13 protein-coding genes and 1 pseudogene are annotated in these 21034 nt (G+C 58.2%); 7 read left to right on the top strand and 7 right to left on the bottom strand.

Annotated features, from left to right (window positions below; all coding sequences use genetic code 11):
- The first annotated feature begins 160 nt into the window (after positions 1–160).
- The 4 genes from AC1M2H_RS05015 to AC1M2H_RS05000 are packed head-to-tail and all read left to right on the top strand — an operon-like array spanning position 161 to position 10988.
- The gene (locus tag AC1M2H_RS05015) at positions 161–1840 is read left to right on the top strand and encodes a ShlB/FhaC/HecB family hemolysin secretion/activation protein (RefSeq protein ID WP_480150535.1); all 1680 of its coding nucleotides are present in this window, start codon (positions 161–163) and stop codon (positions 1838–1840) included.
- On the top strand, positions 1840–2388 hold the full coding sequence (locus AC1M2H_RS05010) for a toxin-activating lysine-acyltransferase (RefSeq protein WP_480150534.1): 549 nt from the start codon (positions 1840–1842) through the stop codon (positions 2386–2388). Before AC1M2H_RS05015 ends, AC1M2H_RS05010 begins: the two co-directional genes overlap by 1 nt.
- Positions 2381–10738 (top strand): hemagglutinin repeat-containing protein, encoded by an 8358-nt coding sequence (locus AC1M2H_RS05005; protein ID WP_480150533.1) that lies wholly within the window; start codon positions 2381–2383, stop codon positions 10736–10738. Before AC1M2H_RS05010 ends, AC1M2H_RS05005 begins: the two co-directional genes overlap by 8 nt.
- The gene (locus tag AC1M2H_RS05000; RefSeq protein WP_227507601.1) at positions 10725–10988 is read left to right on the top strand and encodes a hypothetical protein; all 264 of its coding nucleotides are present in this window, start codon (positions 10725–10727) and stop codon (positions 10986–10988) included. The genes AC1M2H_RS05005 and AC1M2H_RS05000 overlap by 14 nt, the downstream gene beginning before the upstream one ends.
- A 46-nt stretch (positions 10989–11034) precedes the next feature.
- Here AC1M2H_RS05000 and AC1M2H_RS04995 read toward each other — a convergent pair whose 3' ends face one another.
- Positions 11035–11496: a SymE family type I addiction module toxin gene (locus tag AC1M2H_RS04995; RefSeq protein ID WP_480150532.1), complete on the bottom strand. Its 462-nt coding sequence runs from the start codon at positions 11494–11496 to the stop codon at positions 11035–11037.
- A 607-nt stretch (positions 11497–12103) separates the two neighbouring features.
- Here AC1M2H_RS04995 and AC1M2H_RS04990 point away from each other — a divergent pair.
- Positions 12104–12798 (top strand): IS1 family transposase gene (locus AC1M2H_RS04990; RefSeq protein WP_480147781.1). Its coding sequence is split into 2 segments (ribosomal slippage): positions 12104–12350 and positions 12350–12798, totalling 696 coding nucleotides; the frame shifts between segments, so codons are not numbered across the junction.
- Positions 12799–12890: 92 nt separating this feature from the next.
- Here AC1M2H_RS04990 and AC1M2H_RS04985 read toward each other — a convergent pair.
- Both AC1M2H_RS04985 and AC1M2H_RS04980 read right to left on the bottom strand, forming a co-directional pair.
- Positions 12891–13691 carry an ATP-binding protein gene (locus AC1M2H_RS04985; RefSeq protein ID WP_480150531.1) on the bottom strand — a complete coding sequence of 267 codons (801 nt, stop codon included), beginning with the start codon at positions 13689–13691 and terminating at the stop codon, positions 12891–12893.
- A gap of 102 nt (positions 13692–13793) precedes the next feature.
- Positions 13794–15001, bottom strand: a pseudogene (locus tag AC1M2H_RS04980) (IS3 family transposase).
- 269 nt (positions 15002–15270) lie between these two features.
- On the opposite strand from AC1M2H_RS04980, the gene AC1M2H_RS04975 reads away from it, so the two are divergent.
- Positions 15271–15675 carry a nuclear transport factor 2 family protein gene (locus tag AC1M2H_RS04975; RefSeq protein WP_480150530.1) on the top strand — a complete coding sequence of 135 codons (405 nt, stop codon included), beginning with the start codon at positions 15271–15273 and terminating at the stop codon, positions 15673–15675.
- Between the two features lie 266 nt (positions 15676–15941).
- On the opposite strand, the gene AC1M2H_RS04970 is transcribed toward AC1M2H_RS04975, so the two are convergent.
- Entirely contained in the window at positions 15942–16898 is a 957-nt protein-coding gene (locus AC1M2H_RS04970; protein WP_480150529.1) for an AraC family transcriptional regulator, read from the bottom strand.
- A 102-nt stretch (positions 16899–17000) separates the two neighbouring features.
- On the opposite strand from AC1M2H_RS04970, the gene AC1M2H_RS04965 reads away from it, so the two are divergent.
- The gene (locus tag AC1M2H_RS04965) at positions 17001–18227 is read left to right on the top strand and encodes an MFS transporter (RefSeq protein WP_480150528.1); all 1227 of its coding nucleotides are present in this window, start codon (positions 17001–17003) and stop codon (positions 18225–18227) included.
- 280 nt (positions 18228–18507) lie between these two features.
- On the opposite strand, the gene AC1M2H_RS04960 is transcribed toward AC1M2H_RS04965, so the two are convergent.
- From AC1M2H_RS04960 to AC1M2H_RS04950, 3 genes are all read right to left on the bottom strand, one after another.
- A complete protein-coding gene (locus AC1M2H_RS04960) occupies positions 18508–18750 on the bottom strand; it encodes a hypothetical protein (RefSeq protein WP_480150527.1) in 243 nt (80 codons plus the stop codon).
- 46 nt (positions 18751–18796) lie between these two features.
- Positions 18797–19491, bottom strand: a protein-coding gene (locus AC1M2H_RS04955) for an IS1 family transposase (protein ID WP_480148365.1) whose coding sequence is annotated in 2 segments (ribosomal slippage) — positions 18797–19245 and positions 19245–19491 — 696 coding nt in all. Because the reading frame shifts where the segments join, the coding sequence is not laid out codon by codon here.
- 382 nt (positions 19492–19873) lie between these two features.
- The gene (locus tag AC1M2H_RS04950; RefSeq protein ID WP_480150526.1) at positions 19874–20893 is read right to left on the bottom strand and encodes an alcohol dehydrogenase catalytic domain-containing protein; all 1020 of its coding nucleotides are present in this window, start codon (positions 20891–20893) and stop codon (positions 19874–19876) included.
- Between the last annotated feature and the right edge of the window lie 141 nt (positions 20894–21034).

The following is a 21034-nucleotide window of genomic DNA, read 5'->3' as shown; positions in this document are numbered from 1 at the left end:
AAATCACAGCGGTTTATGCCGATCCCCACCCTCCACTCACCTGCGTCCCGGCAGAGGGGGCGCGCTTTTTCGGAATATGCCTGGTTCCCTTTTCTTGACAAAAATTGAACAATTTTACACAAAATCACATTTTGTTCATTTTCACATTGCAAGGATGCCAATGAGCCGCAAAGCTACTATTTGCAAAGCGATCGCTTCAGCGTCAGGCCTGTTTTTTCTCCTGCCGGCCCACGCCGCCGGCCCTGATGACCAGTTTATTATTCAGCAGCAGCGTCAGAAGGCGCTGGAGCAGCAGCTGACGCCGCCGACCCCGGACGTACGCCTCTCTGAGCCCTCTTCCGGCTTCGGCCAAATTCCCTTCCCGACGGAAACCCCCTGCTTTCCCATCCAGCGCGTGGCGCTGAGCGGTCAGGAAGCGCTCCCCCGCTGGCTGCCGCTGCAGCGCATCGCCGACCAGGCGCAGGGGCGCTGCCTCGGCGGGAAAGGGATTAACCTGCTGATGAGCACCCTGCAAAACCGGCTGGTCGACGGCGGCTGGATCACCACCCGCGTGCTGGCCCCATCGCAGGATTTGAAAAGCGGCACCCTGAAGCTGGCGATCGTGCCGGGCTACGTGCGCCGGGTGCGGCTAACGGAGCAGAGCGACGACTATATCCGGCTGTATAGCGCCTTTCCGGCCCATGAGGGCAATCTGCTCGACCTGCGCGATATCGAACAGGGGCTGGAAAACCTCCAGCGCCTGCCCACCGTCGAGGCGAGTATGGAAATTGTCCCCGGTGAGAACCCCGGCGAGAGCGATATCGTCATTACGCGTAAGCAGGCGAAGACGTGGCGCCTCGGGCTGTCGCTGGACGACTCGGGCACCGAAACCACCGGCCGCTATCAGGGCGGCGTAACGCTGTCGCTGGATAACCCCTTCTCGCTCAGCGACTTGCTCTACGTCTCCGCCAGCCACGATCTCGACGACAGCGGCGGCAAAAAAAGCCGCAACTACATCGCCCACTACTCCGTGCCGTACGGCTACTGGATGCTGGGGATCACCGGCAGCGACTACGACTATCACCAGACGGTGGCCGGGCTGAACGGCGACTACCGCTACAGCGGCAGAAGTAAAAACCTCGACGTGCAGCTCAGCCGCGTTCTGCACCGCAGCGGGACGCAGAAAACGACCTTCACCTACGACGTGCTGGCCCGCGAAAGCCGCAACTACATCGACGATACCGAAGTGGGCGTCCAGCGTCGCCAGACGGCGGCCTGGCGCGTGGGACTGCAGCATCGCCACTATATCGGCCAGGCCACCCTCGACCTCGGCGCCAGCTACCAGCGGGGCACCCGCTGGTTTGGCGCCCGGCCCGCGCCGGAAGAGTACGTCGGCGACGCCACCGCGCTGAGCAAAATCACCCAGCTCAACGCCCAGCTCGACCTGCCTTTTACCATCGGCAGCGAGAATTTCCGCTACAACGTGCAGTATCTGCGCCAGATCAGCAACACCCCGCTGACGCCGCAGGATCAGTTCGCCATCGGCAACCGCTGGACGGTGCGCGGATTCGACGGCGAGCGCACCCTCAGCGCCAGCCACGGCTGGTACGTGCGCAACGATCTGGCCTGGCGTACGCCGCTGGAGAACCAGGAGCTCTATCTCGGCGCGGACTACGGTGAGGTCGGCGGCTACAGCGCTGATTACCCGATCGGCCAACACCTGGCCGGCGGCGTTATCGGCGTGCGCGGCAGCGCCTTCAGCACCGGCTATGACCTGTTCGCCGGCACGCCATTCTCGAAGCCGGATGGATTCCATACCAGCGCCGTGACTCTTGGCTTCAACCTGAACTGGAGCTGGTGATGCGCATTGGACAATACGACATTAAGGCGCCGCTGATCTTCGGCGGCGTGGACAACGAAGCCGAAGTGCTGGGGGCCAGCGTCTGGCTATGGATGCATTCGCCAATGCACCGCGACGCCCCGCTGCACGCTCTGCCCACGCTGCTGCTGCCGATTATCAAGCGCCGCCAGTATGTGCTGGTAGTCGAGAACGACCGGCCGGCGTTTTTTCTTAGCTGGGCGTGGCTTAACCAGGAGTCGGAAGCCCGCTACCTCACCCGTCCGGCGATTGAGATGCCGGAGGCCGACTGGAACAGCGGCGATCGGATGTGGTTTTGCGACTGGATCGCGCCATTCGGCCACACCGCCGCCATGAACGCCCTGATGCGCCAGGACGTCTTTGCCGACCACTGCGCGCGGGCGCTCTATCACCGCGGCGAACAGCGCGGCAAGCGGGTGGTGATGTTCCACGGCCGCCGGGTCAGCCGCGAACAGGCCAGAAGCTGGCGGCGGGCTCACCCGCTCGCCGTCGACCTGCCGGAAACGTTTAAAGGACTAAACCATGAATAAGAACCTCTACCGTATTGTTTTCAACAAAGCGCGCGGCATGCTGATGGTGGTGGCGGACATCGCCCGCTCCGGCCGCGCCGGCTCGGCGCGTTCTTCCGCGCCGGTAAGCCTCCCGCGCCGGCTGCACGGCAAAATCAGCGCCATCAGCTTCGCCCTGTGGCTGGCGATGGGGGTAATTCACCCGGCGCAGGCCAATATCGTCGCCGACGCCGGCGCGCCGAAAAACCAGCAGCCAACGGTGATGCAGAGCGCCAACGGCACGCCGCAGGTCAATATTCAGACCCCGTCGGCCGCCGGGGTATCGCGCAATACCTACAGCCAGTTCGACGTCAACCAGCAGGGGGCGATCCTCAATAACTCGCATAAAAACGTGCAGACCCAGCTGGGCGGCATGGTGGCGGGGAACCCCTGGCTGGCGAAAGGCGAAGCGAAGGTCATTCTTAACGAGGTCAACTCGCGCGACCCCAGCCGGCTGAACGGAATGATTGAAGTGGCCGGCAAAAAGGCCCAGGTGGTGATCGCCAACCCATCCGGCATTACCTGTAACGGCTGCGGCTTTATCAACGCCAACCGCGCCACCCTGACCACCGGCCAGGCGCAGCTCAACAACGGCAATCTCACCGGCTATCAGGTCGAACGCGGCGAAGTGGCCATTGAAGGCGCCGGAATGGACAGCTCGGGGGCCGACTACACCGATATTATTGCCCGCTCGGTGAAGGTTAACGCCGGGCTGTGGGCCAAGGATCTGCGGGTCACCACCGGGCGCAACCGGGTAGATGCCGCCCACCAGCGTATCGAAAAAACCGGCGACGATCCGGCCATCCGCCCGCAGCTGGCGGTGGATGTCGCCAGCCTCGGCGGCATGTACGCGGGTAAAATCCGCATGGTCGGCACCGAAAGCGGCGTCGGTGTGCGTAACGCCGGCGCCATCGGCGCCCAGGCCGGGAGCGTGAGCCTGACCGCCGACGGCCGCATTGAAAACAGCGGCACGCTGCGCGCCAGCGAAGACGCAACCGTCCGCACCGCTGGCGAGTTCAGCAACGACGGCGCGCTGACCGCCGGCCATAACGTGGACATTCAGGCGGCCAGCCTCACCGGCAGCCGCGGCAGCGTGCTGGCCGCCGGAGTGCAAAATGACGGCAAGCTGGCGGAGAGCGGCGACCTGCGGCTGCACGCCGACGGCCAGCTGAGCGTCCACGGCCAGACGCTGGCCGGCGGAAACCTGCACGCCAGCGGCCAGGGCGTAGACGTCAGCGGCAGCCAGACCCAGGGCCAGCGGGTCGAGCTGGACAGCGGCGCGGGCCACCTGCTGACGCAAAACGCCGGGGTCAGCGCCCGGGATCTGACCCTGCGCAGCGGCCAAACGCTCAACAACGACGGCGGCACGCTCAGCGCCGACGCGATAACCCTCTCCGCGCAGCATCTTTCGAACCGCAAAGGCAAGCTGGTGCAGACCGGCGGCGGCGCCCTGGCGGTTAATCTGCCGGGCGATATCGATAACCGGGAAGGTGAAATTGCCGCCAACGGCGATATTCAGCTCGCGGCGCACGCCGTCGATAACCGCAGCGGGAAAGTACTGGCGGCGCAGGGCGGCAGCCTGACGGCGCAGACCCGGGCGACGCTGGATAACCGCCTGGGCACCCTCGCCGCGGCGGGCGATAACCGGATCAATGCCGGGGATCTCAACAATAGCGAGGGGCTGATCTCCGCCGCCACCGGCAGCGGCGAGATCCGCAGCGCGCAGACGGTTAGCAACAGTAAGGGCCGCATCGAAGCGGCCAAAACGCAGACCATCAGCGCCGCCGGGCTGGATAACCAGCAGGGGGTTATCGTCGCCGACGGGGCCACGCTGGCGCTCGCCGACGGCACCTTCAACAACCGGTTCGGATCGCTGTACTCGCACAGCGCGCTGGCTATTCGCAGCGGCGCGCTCGATAACCAGTTCGGCTACCTCGCCAGCGGCGGGACGCTCACCTTCAAAGGGGGCGATGTTGATAACCGTGCCGGTCAGTTCGCCGCGGAGCAGGCGCTGAACGCCAGCTTCAGCACCTTCCTGAACCACGAGGGCAGCCTGAAGGCGCTGGGCGCGATGACGCTGAGCGGCGGCACGCTGGATAACGCTGGCGGGATCGTCGGCGCGGGCGGCGCGCTCGACGTTGGCGTCAGCGCCCTCGACAACCGCCAGGGCACCCTGTTTAGCAACGCGGACGTCCTGCTCCGCGCCGACCGGCTGGACAACCAGGGCGGCCAGCTGGCGGCGCAGCGGGCGCTGAGCGTTAACGGCGGGCAGCTGGTCAACGATAGCAGCGGCCTGATCCAGAGCGGCGGGAGCCTGACGCTCGCCGCGGACGACATCAGCAACCGCAGCGGCAGCATCATCAGCAGCGCAGCCGCCACCCTGCGCAGCCGGCAGTTGCACAACGGCGGCGGAGAGATCCAGAGCGTCGGCGATCTGCTGATCGATAGCGCCCGCGGCATCGTGGACAATATTTCCGGGCTGATGCGTAGCGGCGCGACGCTCACGCTCGCCGCCGCCCGGCTTATCAACCACAACACCCTCGGCGACAATCAGGGGCTGGAGGCGCAGAACATCGCGCTCGCCACCGAGGCGCTCGATAACCAGAGCGGGATGATCCTGGCCGATAAATCGCTGACGGTGCGCAACGACGGCGAGCTCGACAACCGCAGCGGCGGGCTGGCGGCCTCCGGGACGGTAGATATTCGCGGCGACGGGCTGGCGCTGCTAAACCAGGGCGGCACCGTAAAAGCCGGCGAGATGCTGCGCATCGACGCGGACAGTCTCGACGGCGGCGGCCAGCTGCTGTCGCTCGGCGATATGTCCCTGAGCAGCCGCCGGTCGCTGAATAACAGCGGGACGATGGTGGCCAACGGCAGCTTCACGCTCGCCTCCGCGGGAGATATCACCAACGGCGGTAAGCTGCTGGCGGGCAGCAGACTCGACATCACCAGCCGCAGCCTGAGCAACGGCGCCAGCGGCGAAATTAACGCCGGACAAAACACGCTTAACGTCAGCGACACGCTGTTCAACGCCGGGCTGATCGACGGCGGCTATACGCGAATTAACGCCGGAACCCTCACCAACAGCGGCAGCGGGCGCATCTACGGCAACGCCATTGGCGTCAATGCCGTCACCTTCAACAACCTGGCGGAAAACGGCACGGCGGCGACCCTTGCCGGGCGCGAGCGCGTCGACCTCGGGGTACAGACCCTGAACAACCGCGATCACGGGCTGATCTACAGCGGCGGCGATCTGCTGATTGGCGGTACGCTGGGGGATAACGGCGCCGCGATCGGCCGGGCGGGAACGATCGATAACCACAGCGCGACGATCGAATCCGCCGGGGATATGACGATCGCCGCCGGGCAGATCAACAACATCAACGATCGCTTCACCACCGGGATCGTCACCGTTTCTCAGGAACAGGTAACCGAATATCAGCACACCGGCTCCCCCAACCGCTGGAACGCCGCGGACGACGGCGTGTTTGTCGACGGTAACTCCGCCGACGGCCTGCGCAACCTGAATACCCCGGATGACACCGGCAGCAATAACGACAGCTTCAACCAGTTCGACTATACCCGCACGGTGGAAGAGACGCGGATCCTCGAATCCGACCCGGCGAAGATCCTCGCCGGCGGCAATATAACGCTCACCGGCGACCGCCTGCTGAACGATAAAAGCCAGGTCATCGCCGGCGGTACCCTGGCGATCGCCGGCCTGCGGGAGGTGAAAAACGACGACGTAACGGGCGAGCGCCGGACCACCGACGTCGGTACCGCCACCCACTACTACCGTATTCGCCATAAAGGGGGCGACGAGCAGGGCCGCGACCGTACCGCATATACGCCGCCGACCGAAATTCAGAGCATCTCCCTGAAGCCGGGGCAGCTCATCAGCGGCGGCAGCGTCGAGGGTACGTCGCTCACCATCGCGCCGCTGACCCCGCAGGGCACGGCGGCGGCGATCGGCATCGCGGGTGCCGTCGCCGGTCAGCACACCGTCTCGCCCGGCGAGCCGGTCACGCCGCCGGCGGGCCAGCAGTTTGAGGTCACGCCCGCGGAAGGGGCGATTCGCATCGTCGGCCCGAATACCACCCTGCCGGATAACAGCCTGTTTACGGTCAATCCCGCCGCCGACGTGCCGTATCTGGTGGAGACCGATCCGCGCTTCACCAACCAGAAGCAGTGGCTCGGCAGCGACTACATGCAGCAGGCGCTGGCCGGCAACGGCGACACGACGCTGAAACGGCTGGGAGACGGCTACTACGAGCAGCGGCTGATCCGCGAGCAGGTGGTCGCCCTGACCGGCCAGCGCTACCTTGACGGCTACACCAGCGACGAAGAGCAGTTTAAAGCCTTGATGGATCATGGCATCACCTTCGGCAAACAGTACGCGCTGAAGAGCGGCGTGGCGCTGACCCCCGAGCAGATGGCGCTGCTGACCGGCGATATCGTCTGGCTGGTGAATACCACCGTGAAGATGCCGGATGGCTCGCTGCAGAGCGTGCTGGTGCCGCAGGTCTACGCCAAAGTCAAACCGGGCGACATCGACGGCTCCGGCGCGCTGCTCGCCGGGAATAACGTCAGCATCAAACTCAACGGCGACCTCTTCAACAGCGGCACCCTTAACGGCCGCCGCGTCCTACAGCTTGACGCCGACAATATCACCAACCGGGCGGGCACCCTGCTCGGCGACGACGTACGCCTGAACGCCCGCAACGATATCAATAACATCGGCGGCATCATCCAGGGCGACAGCAGCCTGCAGGCGGTGGCCGGACGGGACATCAACGCCACCACCACCCTCGCCGACGCCCGGAGCGTCAGCGGCGATAACCGCTTCAGCCGCACCACCATCGACAGCGTCTCCGGCATTTATGTCCAGGGCGACGACGGCAGGCTGACGCTGCACTCTGGCCGCGATATCACCCTCAGCGGCGCCCAGGTGGTCGCCAGCGGCGAACGCGGCGAGGTCCAGATGGTGGCCAGGCGCGATATCCAGCTCAACGACGTCACCACCGCCTGGCGCGATAATCTGGTGTGGGATGCCGACAACGCCCTCAGCCAGAGCCAGAGCAGCAGCACCGGCAGCGAAGTGACCGGCAAAGGCAGCGTCACGCTGAGCGCCGGGCACGACCTCAGCGCCCACGGCGCCCTCCTCTCCTCCGGCGCGGCGCTGAACCTAGGCGCAGGCAACAACGTCACCCTCGCGGCGGGCGAAAACAGCCAGGACCTGGACGAACGCCACAAGGTCACCGGCAGCAGCGGCTGGCTGTCCAAAACCACCACCCGCACCGAGGACAGCGTGTCGCGGCAGACGGCCCAGGGCAGCGAGCTGAACGGCGACAGCGTCGGCATCACCGCCGGCAACGACCTCACCGTGCGCGGCAGCAGCGTGGCCGGCAGCGGCGACGTGGCCCTGCGGGCGGGCAACGACCTGCGGATCGACACCCAGGATGAGTACAACAGCGAGCAGCACCTGAAGCAGGAGAAAAAATCGGGGCTAATGAGCTCCGGCGGGATCGGTTTCAGCTACGGCACCCAAAGCGTGAAAACCACCGATACCGGGGCGGATGTTACCCGGGCGGGCAGCACCGTCGGCAGCGTGAACGGCGACCTGACGCTGCGCGCGGGCGGCAACCTGACGGTCAACGGCTCCGATCTGATCGCCGGCCAGGACATGGCCCTGAGCGGCAAAAACGTCGCCATTACCGCCGCCGAAAACCAGAGTCAGCAGACCCACGTGGTCGAACAGAAAACCTCCGGCCTGACCCTGGCCCTCTCCGGCGCGGCGGGCAGCGCCCTCAACAGCGTGGTGCAGGCCACCCAGGACGCTAAATCCGCCGGCAGCAGCCGCCTGCAGGCTCTGCAGGGGGTGAAGGCGGCCCTCTCCGGCGTGCAGGCTGGCCAGGCCGCGCGTCTGGATGCGGCGCAGGGCAACGATCCGACCAACAACAATACCGTTGGCGTCAGCCTCTCTTACGGCAGCCAGTCGTCGAAATCGACCCAGCGCAGCGAGCAGACCACCGCCCAGGGCAGCAGCCTGACGGCGGGGCGCGACCTCAGCATCACCGCCCGCGAAGGCGACCTGAACGCGGTCGGCAGCCAGCTGAAGGCGGGCAACGACGTGGCCCTCTCCGCCAGCCGCGACCTGAACCTGCTCTCTGCTGAAAACACCTCGCTGCTTGAAGGCAAAAACGAAAGCAAAGGCGGCACGGTCGGCGTCGGGATTGGCGTGGGCTCCGGCGGCTGGGGGATCAGCGTCTCCGCCAGCGTCAACAAGGGCAAAGGCAGCGAAAGCGGCAACGGCACCACCCACAGCGAAACCACCGTCGATGCCGGCAACAACCTCATCCTCAACAGCGGACGCGACACCACCCTCACCGGCGCCCAGGTCAGCGGCGACACGGTTATCGCCGATATCGGCCGCAACCTGACCCTCACCTCCGAGCAGGACAGCGACCGCTACGACTCAAAACAGCAGAACGCCAGCGCCGGGGGCAGCTTCACCTTCGGCTCCATGAGCGGCTCCGCCAGCGTCAACCTCAGCAAGGACAAGATGCACAGCAACTACGACTCCGTGGTGGAGCAGACGGGCATCTTTGCCGGCAAAGGCGGCTATGACATCACCGTCGGCGAGCATACCCGGCTGGATGGAGCGGTGATTGGCTCGACGGCGACGGCGGACAAGAACAGGCTGGATACCGGCACGCTGGGCTGGGGCGATATCGACAACCGCGCCGATTTTAAAACCGAACACCAGAGCGTCGGCTTCAGCACCGGCGGCAGCATCGGCGGCAGCATCGGCAGCCAGTTTGCCGGCAATATGGCCAACGGCCTGCTGACCGGCGGGAACAACGAAGGCCACGACAGCAGCACCACCCACGCGGCGGTCAGCGACGGCGGCATCATCGTGCGGGATAAGGGTAAGCAACAGCAGGACGTGGCGAACCTCAGCCGCGACGTGGAGCATGCCAACCAGACCCTGTCGCCGATCTTCGATAAGGAGAAGGAGCAGCAGCGCCTCCAGCAGACCCAACTGATCGGCGAGATTGGCAACCAGGTGGCGGATATTGCGCGCACCGAGGGACAGATTAACGCCATCAACGCAGGTAAGGCCGAGCTGGCGAAGGAAAAGATCAACGAGCCGGAAAAAGGCGCCAGCAAGGAGGCCTGGGAGAGATATAACGCTCAGCTGGCCGCTACCGAAGGCTATAAGGCCGCGCAGCAGCAATGGGGCACCGGGAGCAGCGTCCAGCAGGCGATTCAGGCGGCTACTGCCGCCGTGCAGGGCCTGGCGGGAGGGGACCTGAAGGCCGCTCTGGCCGGCGGCGCAGCGCCGTATGTGGCGGAGGTTATTAAGCAATACTCACCGAATGAAACCAGCCGGGTAATGGCTCATGCCGTCATGGCCGGGGTTGCGGCTGAATTACAGGGAAACAGTGCAGCAGCAGGCGCTGCGGGTGCCGCAACGGCAGCTATCGGAACATCAGTGATAGCGAAAGCGCTATATGGTACAGATGATTTCAGCAAACTGAGCGAAACACAAAAACAAACGGTGTCTGCGCTAAGCACGCTGGCAAGCGGTCTGGCGGGCGGGCTCGCCGGGGGAGATACAAGCGGTGCAGTGGCAGGCGGCCAGGCCGGTAAGAACACATCAGAGAACAATGATATGTTCAGCCTGCCATCCGGGCTGAATGACTATGGCGCTGCAGCAGCTTCCTGGAATCAGTATGCAGTAGATAAAAACCTGACGCCGGAGCAGACACAGGCTGGACTGGATAAACTGGCTAAAGGTGACCTGCCTGAAGGTGCTAACATCACAAAAGTGATTGTGGATGGCTATAAGGATGGGGTACTGATTGCGGGAGCCGCGTATTTAGGACCAGCGGCGTCGATCGGTAAAGTTGTAGGTGGCGCAGCAATCGCAGAAATTGCTAACGGAACGTATCAGTGGTTCGATATAAACAGCGAGAAGAATCAGGGCTTGCCAGAAAATCAACAAAAGACATGGGATTATAAGGGAAGTATTTCTGCGGGGATTACCGGAGCTCTGGCTCCTGGGCGTGGCATATGGCAGAACGCAGGGATCGCTGCAGGTGGAACTCTATTTACTGACGGGCCTGACAGTGGCGCTTTAACAGGTACAGGAGCTGGTTGGGCATTCGGTACCGCAGTTAGTTCGATCGCGCCCTCTGTCCTGGAACCGGCTTTAGGCCCAGGCTCTGGCTTCGTGAGTGATATTATTGGTTCTGTTGGTGGTGAATTTATTGGTAATAAAATAAAAGATAAAATAAATGAAAAGGATGCTAATCATGATGAAAAATAAGAGAATAACTTTAAGCCTTTTGTTTTTAAATGTTATTTACCTTATTGTTTGTTGTTTTGTTTTTTTCTTTATCGCTAGCGTTGCTATCGACTTAATTTTTGATGGTAAGGTGAATTTAACGCGAGAAGTCATCAAAGACATCATCGTTGTAAGTATTATCGCGGGCACCGCGGGAGGTCTGGGTTCATGGCTCTTCGCCAAACTAGATGAACGCAAAGCCCGCAAATCGCCTCCTTCAGATCCTGATTGATCTTCACATAAATCCCGGCGCCTGAGCCGGGATTTTACCTTAAGGGTCAGTCACGGCTTCGCTTCAGGCAATCATAGCGTGGCTTCTCCCGCCGGATGACCGGCAGGTCACCGGTATCATTAAGCGCACCGGGAAACGTCTTGATCCACAAGTCCATTTTCTTCTTGCTGAAATGAGCCGCGCTTAACCCTTCGGCACAGCCGAACAGCTCCCGGCTGTTCTGGGCGGTGATCACAATGCAATCTGGCATCACTCTGATTTTTACCGGCATACCCGGCGTAAATCCGGCCTGCGAAAGCCAGTCACCCTGGAGCGGGATATAGTCATGCCGCATACGGTCATAAAACTCCGTGCGGTTAAGCGGTTGTGATGACTCCGTTGTGGATCTATTCTGCAAGTGCTTAACGGATTTTTTACGTAGCAGCTCGCAATTTTCGCTACTGGTTTCTGATTCATCAGATTCTATTTTGGCAATAGCACTTTCTGGCTTAAAATTCTGCTCAGCCATATTCAACTCCGGCTTAGTTGTCTGTGGTTAGCGGAAAGAAGGTGGTGGTACACCTTCTTTCCGCGCTCTTTAAAAATCTCCCTGTTTATTCCATCCTTCCATTATGACAAGCGAAATTTTATCTGGCTTCATTATATCGCACTGAATAAAAACACAGTATATATTGCATGGACAGTTTTGATTATTGCGAAGTTGATTCAGGAAATAATATAACTTCATGTAACGTTGCATTATTAATAAGAGCACGCAATTTTTCTGTCATCAAAAGCGGTATTGATGGTATGTATCCCCTGCCCCCCGAGAGAACGGCAGGCTGTCGAACACCTCAGCCCATACCCTGGACACGGGGGGCGAGTCAGAGTACAGGCAACGAGATGAACGACAACACTAAAGGGCAGCTATGAGCGATAAACAGAAATTGACATATCTGTTAAAGTGAATGGTTCGTTTTGCCGGGATACTTACACATGTATCTCTGTCCATTCAGCCAGCGTCAGAGAGATAAAATCCAGTCCATTATACATGTCTAGCATTATAGGTTAGCCAAGGTGGTAATGCCTTCAATCGATAGAAAACCATGATATGCTACTGGTATTTAGGGCTTTCTATGGCTACCGTTACTGTTCATTGTCCTCGTTGCCATTCCGATTCTGTTTATCGCCATGGGCACAGCTGTTCCGGGCACGAGCGCTTTCGTTGCCGGTCATGTCGCCGCGTTTTTCAGCTGGCTTATACCTATGAAGCCAGAAAACCCGGTGTAAAAGAACAGATAGTTGAACTGGCACACAACGGTGCCGGCGTCCGCGATACCGCCAGAGTTCTTAAGGTCGGTATCAATACCGTCATACGGACATTAAAAAGCTCTCGCCGTCCCGGATAACCGCTTCTCCTGTCGCTCATGCCGATGTGGCACTCATCTGCGAGCTTGATGAGCAGTGGGGCTTTGTTGGCAGTAAAGCCCGGCAGCACTGGCTCTGGTATGCTTACAATACCAAAACGGGTGGCGTACTGGCTTATACTTTCGGCCCACGTACCGATGAGACATGTCGGGAACTGTTGGCCCTGTTGACGCCCTTTAGCATCGGCATGATTACCAGCGATAACTGGGGCAGTTATGCCAGAGAGGTGCCGAAGGAGATACATCTGACTGGTAAAATTTTCACACAGCGCATTGAGCGAAACAATCTGACGCTGCGAACCCGTATCAAGCGGCTGGCACGCAAAACAATATGTTTTTCACGTTCCATCGAATTGCACGAAAAGGTCATCGGTGCCTTCATCGAAAAGTACATGTTCTACTGATTGGAGGCATTACCGTAAAGTGATTGGCGTACGAGAATTTGCGTTCATCCAGAACTGAATATCATAGAGTAGTCGGGCTAGCGTTCCTGTCACTACTGGCAGGACATCAGCAGGAACTTCAGAGAAATCGAAATTTTAATACCGTTACCAGAATCAGCTCGAAGTAGTTTTATAATCTGTTTGGCAAGCCATCCATAATCGAGAGCTTCAGGAGGTGGGGAAAACATAAAACCATATCGGCGATCATCAAGTTTTGCTTCCAGCCTAGAAAGAAAACGTGTCAGCTTGTCTTCCCAGTCCCCCTTTACAGCAGCTCCGTTTTTCCCGACACCCTTCGTTATATTATCCTTGGTTAAAAGAGCAACTAAATCAGAAATAGCGTAAGGTATTGGTGAGTCTACAGTGAATGTCTCTTTGACTTTCGGCTTACCAGATGAGTCCAGAGTTGCGCCTTTAAGATCCCGAACATGAAGAGTGAAACGAGAGGCCTGGTTTGGGGCATTCTGATCGCTACGGTCAAGAATCATCGACAACATTTCATCTCGATTCAGTAACCAATACGGCAGAAATAGTGCATCATCTTTAGGTGCAGTAAGGTCTCCTGGTCCGGCGATACGGAATCGTTGTGCGTAACCTCCTTTGGTTTTGTCAGCAAGTGTGGCGTACTCACCATGCATATCGAACACAACGATATTCGGATATTTAAGTTTAGCTGCTCGCTCTAGTATTAGGGCTACAGCCCAACTCTTACCTGAACCAGTACTTCCTAGGATGGCCGCATGCCTCTGGAAAAATCTATCCCCACTAGCAATAGCCTCAGCACTCCGATCCGCCACGAAAGTACCTAGTTTAAGGCGTTCTTCGTTGGGTAAACCGGCACCGAGTATGCCCATAAAACGCTGAAGATTAACACCTTCTATAACAAAGCATTCGCGATCGATCTGAGGAAAACTATCGGTGATCTTGACCCGCCATCTCCGGACAGCTTTTGTATCTTAAGTTAACGATGCCCGCTGCCGCCGGTACTCTCTCGGAGAGTGATATCCCAGCGCACTGTGCGGGTGATTTTCATTCTAGTGATTGAACGCCGCTGCAAGGTTCTGTAGCGCTGTTCCCACATCTGGTTTTGGCATGAACGCGATGTAATCTTCCTTCATCGTTTTCACGAACCGTTCGGCCATGCCGTTACTTTGTGGGCTGCTCACCGCTGTTGTACACGGCTCCAGATTCAGTTCTCGCGCGAACTTCTTCGTTTCATGCGCGGTGTACGCTGAACCGTTATCTGTCAGCCACTGCACTGGTTTACCCGGCAGCGTGCTACCGAAGCGCCTTTCCACTGACCTCAGCATCACATCCTGTACCGTTGAACTGTCGTAGCCTCCCGTGCTCGCTGCCCAGTCTATGGCCTCCCGGTCGCAACAGTCCAGTGCGAACGTCACCCGAAGCTTCTCGCCGTTGTCACAACCGAACTCGAAGCCGTCTGAACACCAGCGCATATCGCTTTCCGCTACCGCGATTTTGCCTTTATGCTCCCGCTTCGGACGCTCTGGTTTATCACGCAACAACAGCAGATTATGTTCGCTCATTATCCTGTAAAGCCGTTTGGCGTTCACCGGTGGAAGTCCCTCTACACGGCGTTGCTTACGCAGGATACCCCACACCCGCCGGTAACCGTAGCTGGGCATGTCGCTGATGATGCCGAGGATCTCCGACAGTATCTCTGCATCAGCTTCGTCATTACGCCGGTTGCTGCGCCTGTCCTGCCAGTCGGCAGAGCGGCTCACCCGCAGTGATAACTGCGCACGCGACACGCTCATGGTGCGACTAACCAGAGCTATTCCCCGTCCTTTGGCAACAAGGGCGCGTGCGCTATCCATTTTCGCGACTGGCCGTACTCCACCGCTTCTTTGAGGATCTCAACTTCCATCGTCTTCTTACCCAGGAGACGCTGTAGTTCCCGGACCTGTTTGAGTGCAGTCGCCAGCTCCGAAGCCGGAACCACTTCCTCTCCGGCCGCAACGGCGGTGAGGCTACCTTCCTGATATTGCTTCTTCCATTTAAACAGCAGACTGGGCTGAATACCGTGCAGACGAGCAACGTGGGAGACATTCATACCCGGCTCCATTGTTTGCTGGATGATGGCAATTTTCTCTTGCGGAGTCTTACGCTTACGGGCTTCTTGCCCTAACAGGATCCCGGTCATCTCAAAATTAACATGGTTGTTAGACATATATTTAAGCCTATCTCTTATCTGGAGATACAGCTACTGTCCGGTGTTTCAGGGGGCTACATCAAGTAAAAGCATGCCAGGTAGATAAACCGGCAGATCGTATTGCGAATGCAGCCATAAGAATGAGTAACGTGCCAACCGCTCTCAATTGCATCACTTAACGGCACCGTAGGATAAGGTGATTTTTAAGGCAATCAATTAATCTAAAGACCCTTAACGACGATTACTGAGATTGGCAAGCTATGACAATTCAAACACCGCAGGCAGTAACGGAAGCTTTTTTTCATCGTATAGCCACAGCAGAAGATGTGAATGAAATAGCTGAATTGGTTAGTGAAAATGTAGACTGGCTGGTCGCCGGAAATACTCAGGTAGTTCCCTGGATTGGCCGCAAACACGGCAGAAAAGGTGCAGCAGAATTCTATGCGCAAATCCGATCGCAGATTTCATCAGAACATTTTGAAATCAAAGATATTCTTATCAAAGATAAGCATGTAGTGGCTATCGGTGAGCTTGCATCACGCGTTAAAAAAACGAACAAGCTGATTGAAACCGAGTTTGTACTCGATATGCACATTGAAGATGGTCTTATTACCCGTTTTCGCATGTTCGAGGATAGCTACGCAGTTTCCGAAGCATGTCTTTGATTTGTAGATATCCTTACTCCCCCCAGACCGCCATTCAAACGAGCGTGCAGCGAACTTTTTCCTTACTGAGAGTTCGCTGACTTAATAGCGTATTCAATATTGGCCTGACCCTTGTTCTGTAATATCTGCTCGCATCCGCTCCGGGTACGAAGCGGATGCCTGTGCTGTTGGTCAGTTGAGAGCGAGGAGCTAACGTCAATTGTCATTTACCTCTGATTCCGCCTTCAGCGCTGTTTTGGCCGCAATTATCAGAGAGCCGACAGAGATTATCGAATCATGCGCATGGCCCCGGGAGACTTGCCCGTCACGCGTTTAAAGGCCCGGCTGAAGGCTGCTTGCGAGGAGTATCCCAAGCGTTGCGATGCGACGTCGACGGTGATTTTCTCTGACGACAACCAGCGAACAGCCAGGTACATCCGCACTTCAGTTGCATAGCGCAGCGGTGGTATGCCGATCGTTGCCTGAAACCGCTCTGCGAATGCAGATCGGGAGATATGCGATTCGGCGGCGAGTTCGGCCACGCTCCAGTCCCGGTTCGGTTCGCGGTGAATCGCCAGGATGGCGCGAGCCAGGCGCGGATCACGCAGGGCTGCCGCCAGTCCAGGGCTATTATCGCAACCGCTTTCCACCCAGCCTCTGATAAACATTGCGGCAACCACATCAGCCAGCCTGGCGAGAATGCCAGCATAGCCTACACGTCCGGAACATATCTCACTCTTCATCGCATCAAGTATATGCATAAGCCCCGGCCAGTTCGTGCCATTCGCATCGGCAAGCATGATTTCAGGCATCACACCAGCCAGCCTTTGCATGCTCCCTAAATCGATCTCCATACAACCAAAAAACAGGATGGCGCCTGGCGTTTCCTGGGTACTGGGACAGGTATCAAGCCCACTCACATTTTCATCAAGGGGGGCCGCCTCAAAATCATCGATATCCAGCACGTCAACGGCGGTTGCCGACAACAGCTGGTGCTCGCCGCCGTGCGGAATAAATACCGCCTCCCCGGCGGAAAGCGCAAGACAATTGCCATTTGCTGTTTGAAGCACCACATCCCCCACGGCGACATAGTGCAGGTAAGTATGACCAGGCCGACTGGTGAATTTCAAACCAAAAGTATGGCCTGTCTGAATTCGGCGATACTGCACGCCTTTAAGCCGCAGACCGGATAGCAGTTCGCTGATGAGCGTAGATGAGAGTGCAAAGGAGGATGACTCTGACATATTCGGGTTTTGGGTTAAAAAAAGAGGTTTTTAGAGCATAGATCATCCAGGCCCGGTTGCATAGACTTCGCTTTTTCATACAATTTGTCAGGAAAAGCAGTGATGACTAATGAAGCGTGTGTAACAGCCTGTAAAGCTGAATTGAACAACGATAAACCCGCCTGGCGGGCGGTATTTTCATTGACCTTGGGGGTTTTTGGCTTGCTGACCGCTGAGTATCTGCCTGCAAGTTTATTAACTCCATTGGCGCAGGATTTGGACGTATCGGAATCGATGGCCGGTCAGGCAGTTACGGTTACGGCGATAATAGCATTATTTGCCGGACTACTGGTGCCTCGATTAACGCGCATGCTGGACAGGCGCACCGTACTGCTCAGCTTCACTGTGCTGATGATCGTTTCAAACCTGATGGTGGCACTTGCATGGAACATTGGAATGCTGTTGACAATGCGGGTGCTGCTGGGGATTGCGCTGGGTGGATTCTGGAGCATGGCGGCGGCGGTAGCGATGCGACTGGTGCCGGAGACGCTGGTTCCGCGCGCGCTGTCGATTATTTTTAGTGGCATAGCGGTAGGCACTGTTGTTGCTGTACCGCTGGGTAGTTATCTGGGCGGGCTTTTTGGCTGGCGTAGCGCCTTTCTTGCCGCCGCCGGAGTTGGGGCGATCACGTTAGTTTTTCAGTGGTTCACGCTGCCCGGCATGGCGCCAATTGTTCGTAGCAAAACATCATCGGTATACGTCCTGCTACAGCGGCCAGGTGTTGCTTTGGGCATGCTTGGCTGCGTGCTGGCACACACCGGGCAGTATGCGCTTTTTACATATATACGACCTGCGCTGGAAGGTCTCGCTCATATTGAAGGTGATGAGCTGGCGCTAATGTTGCTCGGATTTGGAGTTGCTAACTTTTTCGGGACGCTGTCGGCAGGCTGGTTGATGGAACGCAGCCTGCGCCTGACGCTCATCGTCATGCCTGTTCTGGTGGGGGTCGCAGCGCTGGGCATGATCACAATTCCGATGTCGATAGTCGGGCTGGCGATGCTGGTCATGCTATGGGGATTGGCATTTGGGGGCGTGCCGGTGGCGTGGTCAAACTGGGTTACGCGCACTCTGCCAGATGAGGCAGAGAGTGCAGGAGGCATGGTGGTCGCGGCGGTTCAGTCCTCAATTGCCGCAGGTGCCGCAGTAGGTGGTCTGGTATGTGGCTTCAGCGGCATAACTGGTGTGTTCATTACTGCAGGATTGATTATGCTAAGCGCCGCGCTCGTTATTGCATCCCGAGTCAGAGTTCCTTCACTAACTGAAAGCTCTTCCGGCAGATCATTTCACTGAAAATTATAGCTTCCCGAGCGGAGGACTCCTTTGGCCGTCAGCATCATGATGACGCGGCTGACGTACGGTTACTTGATGGCCTCCGCGGCACCATCAAGGGAGTAAATCAGAAGTGGCGGTGAACATAAAACATTTCCTGTCGGGTGTGTTATGTTTTTCATTGCGTAATCAACGGAAAAAGGACGACACCGTGAAAATCTACTGGACCCTGAAAAGCATTCCCGAACTGGCCGGCCTACCCCTGAGGGAGCGTGGGAGAAGGTGGCGTAGCGCATATAAATCAGCTTTCCGTCACTGGCAGACCTGGGCCGGCCTCGTCCTCTGCGGAGCCTTCGCCGGCGTGGGAGCGCATTTTTTCGGTACTGCCGGCACCGTAATCCTGGCCGGGCTGGGTGGCTTTATGTACGGACAGATCGTGACACACGTCGTCCTGAAACATTACCGTCACCGGCTGCGCGGCGAAGCCGGCTGATCTTTCAAGGCTGCGCGGCCTTTTCCTGGCGATGTTGGAAATAGTGTCCATGAGTTGAATATGCGGGAAAGCAACAGCTTTCCGGTAATGCCTCCAATTAGTAGAACATGTATTTCTCGATGAATGAGCCGATGACTTTTTCGTGCAATTCGATGGAACGTGAAAAACATATTGTTTTGCGTGCCAGCCGCTTGATACGGGTTCGCAGCGTCAGATTGTTTCGCTCAATGCGCTGTGTGAAAATTTTACCAGTCAGATGTATCTCCTTCGGCACCTCTCTGGCGTAGCTTCCCCAATCGTCGCTCGTTATCATGCCAATGCTGAAGGGGGTCAATAACGCCAGCAGCGCCTGACATGTCTCATCATTACGGGGGCCGAACGTATAAGCCAGAACGCCCCCTGTTTTGGTGTTGTAGGCATACCAGAGCCAGTGCTGCCGGGCTTTACTGCCGACAAAGCCCCATTGCTCATCGAGTTCACAGATAAGAGCCACATCTGCATGGGCAACCGGAGAGGATGTTATTCGCTTCGGCGCGAGTTTTTTAAAGTGCGGATGACGGTGTTAATGCCGATTTTTAGCGTTCTTGCCGTATCCCGAACACCGGCACCGTTGAAGGCCATTTCGGTAATTTTCTCTTTGACACCCGGCTTACGGGCTTCATAGGTATAGGTGAGTAAAAACACGCGGTGGCAGTCACGACAGCGAAATCTGTCACGGCCTTTAGGGTTCTGACCATGGCGATAAACCTGAGCAGACTGACAACGGGGACAATGAACGTTAACGCTGGCCATGAGAAAACCTCAAAAGCGGGCATTATACATCATTCAACTAATTAGAGGCATTACCCGTTAATGATGCCGGTTGTCGTGAAAAAGAGGATCAGCGCCACGGTATCCGCAATAAATGCGGTCCGACGCTTCGACCGTTCCGGGGGTTGAGGCAAATTACATTTCCTGTCGTGATGGGGTGATTAAACGCCTTCTCATCCACAGAGAAGCCTAAAACTATAGCATACGCGCATAATCCATGGCCCCGCCCTGCTATCCGCTGCCCCGCGTTCCCCATTCCCCTTAAAAGTTTCCTCAGCCTCAACCCCGGAGCGGCCGGCTGCGGGGGCAATAATGCCCCCCTTTCAGCTCCGCTCTCGCGCGGTAAATAGCGCCTTCGTCCGCATCAGCGCGCGGGCGTAAACACGCCCCGGAAGCGCATCTTGCCGGAGGCCAGGCGCTCGTAGGCTTCCGCAGCCTGATCCAGCGAAAATGTCTCCACGATCGGCTTCACTTTACCTTTTGCCGCCAGATCGAGCACCTCGCTCAGGTAGTGCTGCCCGCCATGCGTTGAGCCGATGACGCGCTGGCGCATCATGTGAAACGGCACGCCTTCTGAGGAGATCGAAAACGGCCGGTTAAAATCAAGTCCGCAAAGCACCACCCTGCCGTCGGCCCTCAGACCGGTGAGCGCATCCTCAGCCACATTGAAGTGGTTGGTGGTGACCAGCAGCACGTCCGCGCCGCCCATTTCCCGCAGCGCTTTCCCGTTCGCCACTACATGGTCGGCCCCCAGCTGGCGAGCCAGCGAATGCTTGTCCGCTGAATGGGTAACGGCAATAGTTTCAAACCCGCAGGCGCGGGAGAGCTGTAGCGCGACATGCCCCAGCCCGCCGATGCCGACAATCGCCACCTTCTCACGGGGCTGCGGCGCGGCATCGCGTAGACCGCTCCAGGTGGTATAGCCTGCGCACATCATGGGCGCCGCATCGACGTAATCCAGCCCGTCGGGCAGAAGCACGGTTCCTTCAGCCGCAATCGTAATATATTCCGCGTGGCCTCCCTGCGCGGCAAAGCCGGTGGTACGCGGCTGAACGCAGTTCATCGCCGTCTGGCCCGTCAACGGCCGGTTTTCACGACAGTATGGGCAGCGGCCGCAGGACGATTGCACCCAGGTGGTACCCACGCGATCCCCCACCACGCGCGTGTGGACCCCGGCCCCAACTTCGACAACCTCCCCGACAACTTCATGACCCGGAGTTTGCGGATAAATATCGCCCCCATACCCCTGCGTTGCCCACACGTCGGTGTAGCACATGCCTGAAGCATGCACTTTTACCAGCACCTGCCCGGGCTCGACCTTAGGGACAGGAAGCTCCTGGACTTCCCACGGCTGGTTGGCGCCGGTCATAACAATCGCTTTCATTTTCATTTGGTTATCCTTATTTCACTGGTCGTTGATGAGGGAAGCAGGTTCGCGCTTGACGGGCGCGCGGTTACCGTTAATGGGAAACGCAAAGTTAACGAAGCATGTTGAGTTCCTGCTATTTCGAGTCTATGGTTCGTG

The organism is Klebsiella sp. F11 (genome assembly GCF_056712265.1).
This window is presented reverse-complemented; position numbering and strand designations above follow the sequence as displayed.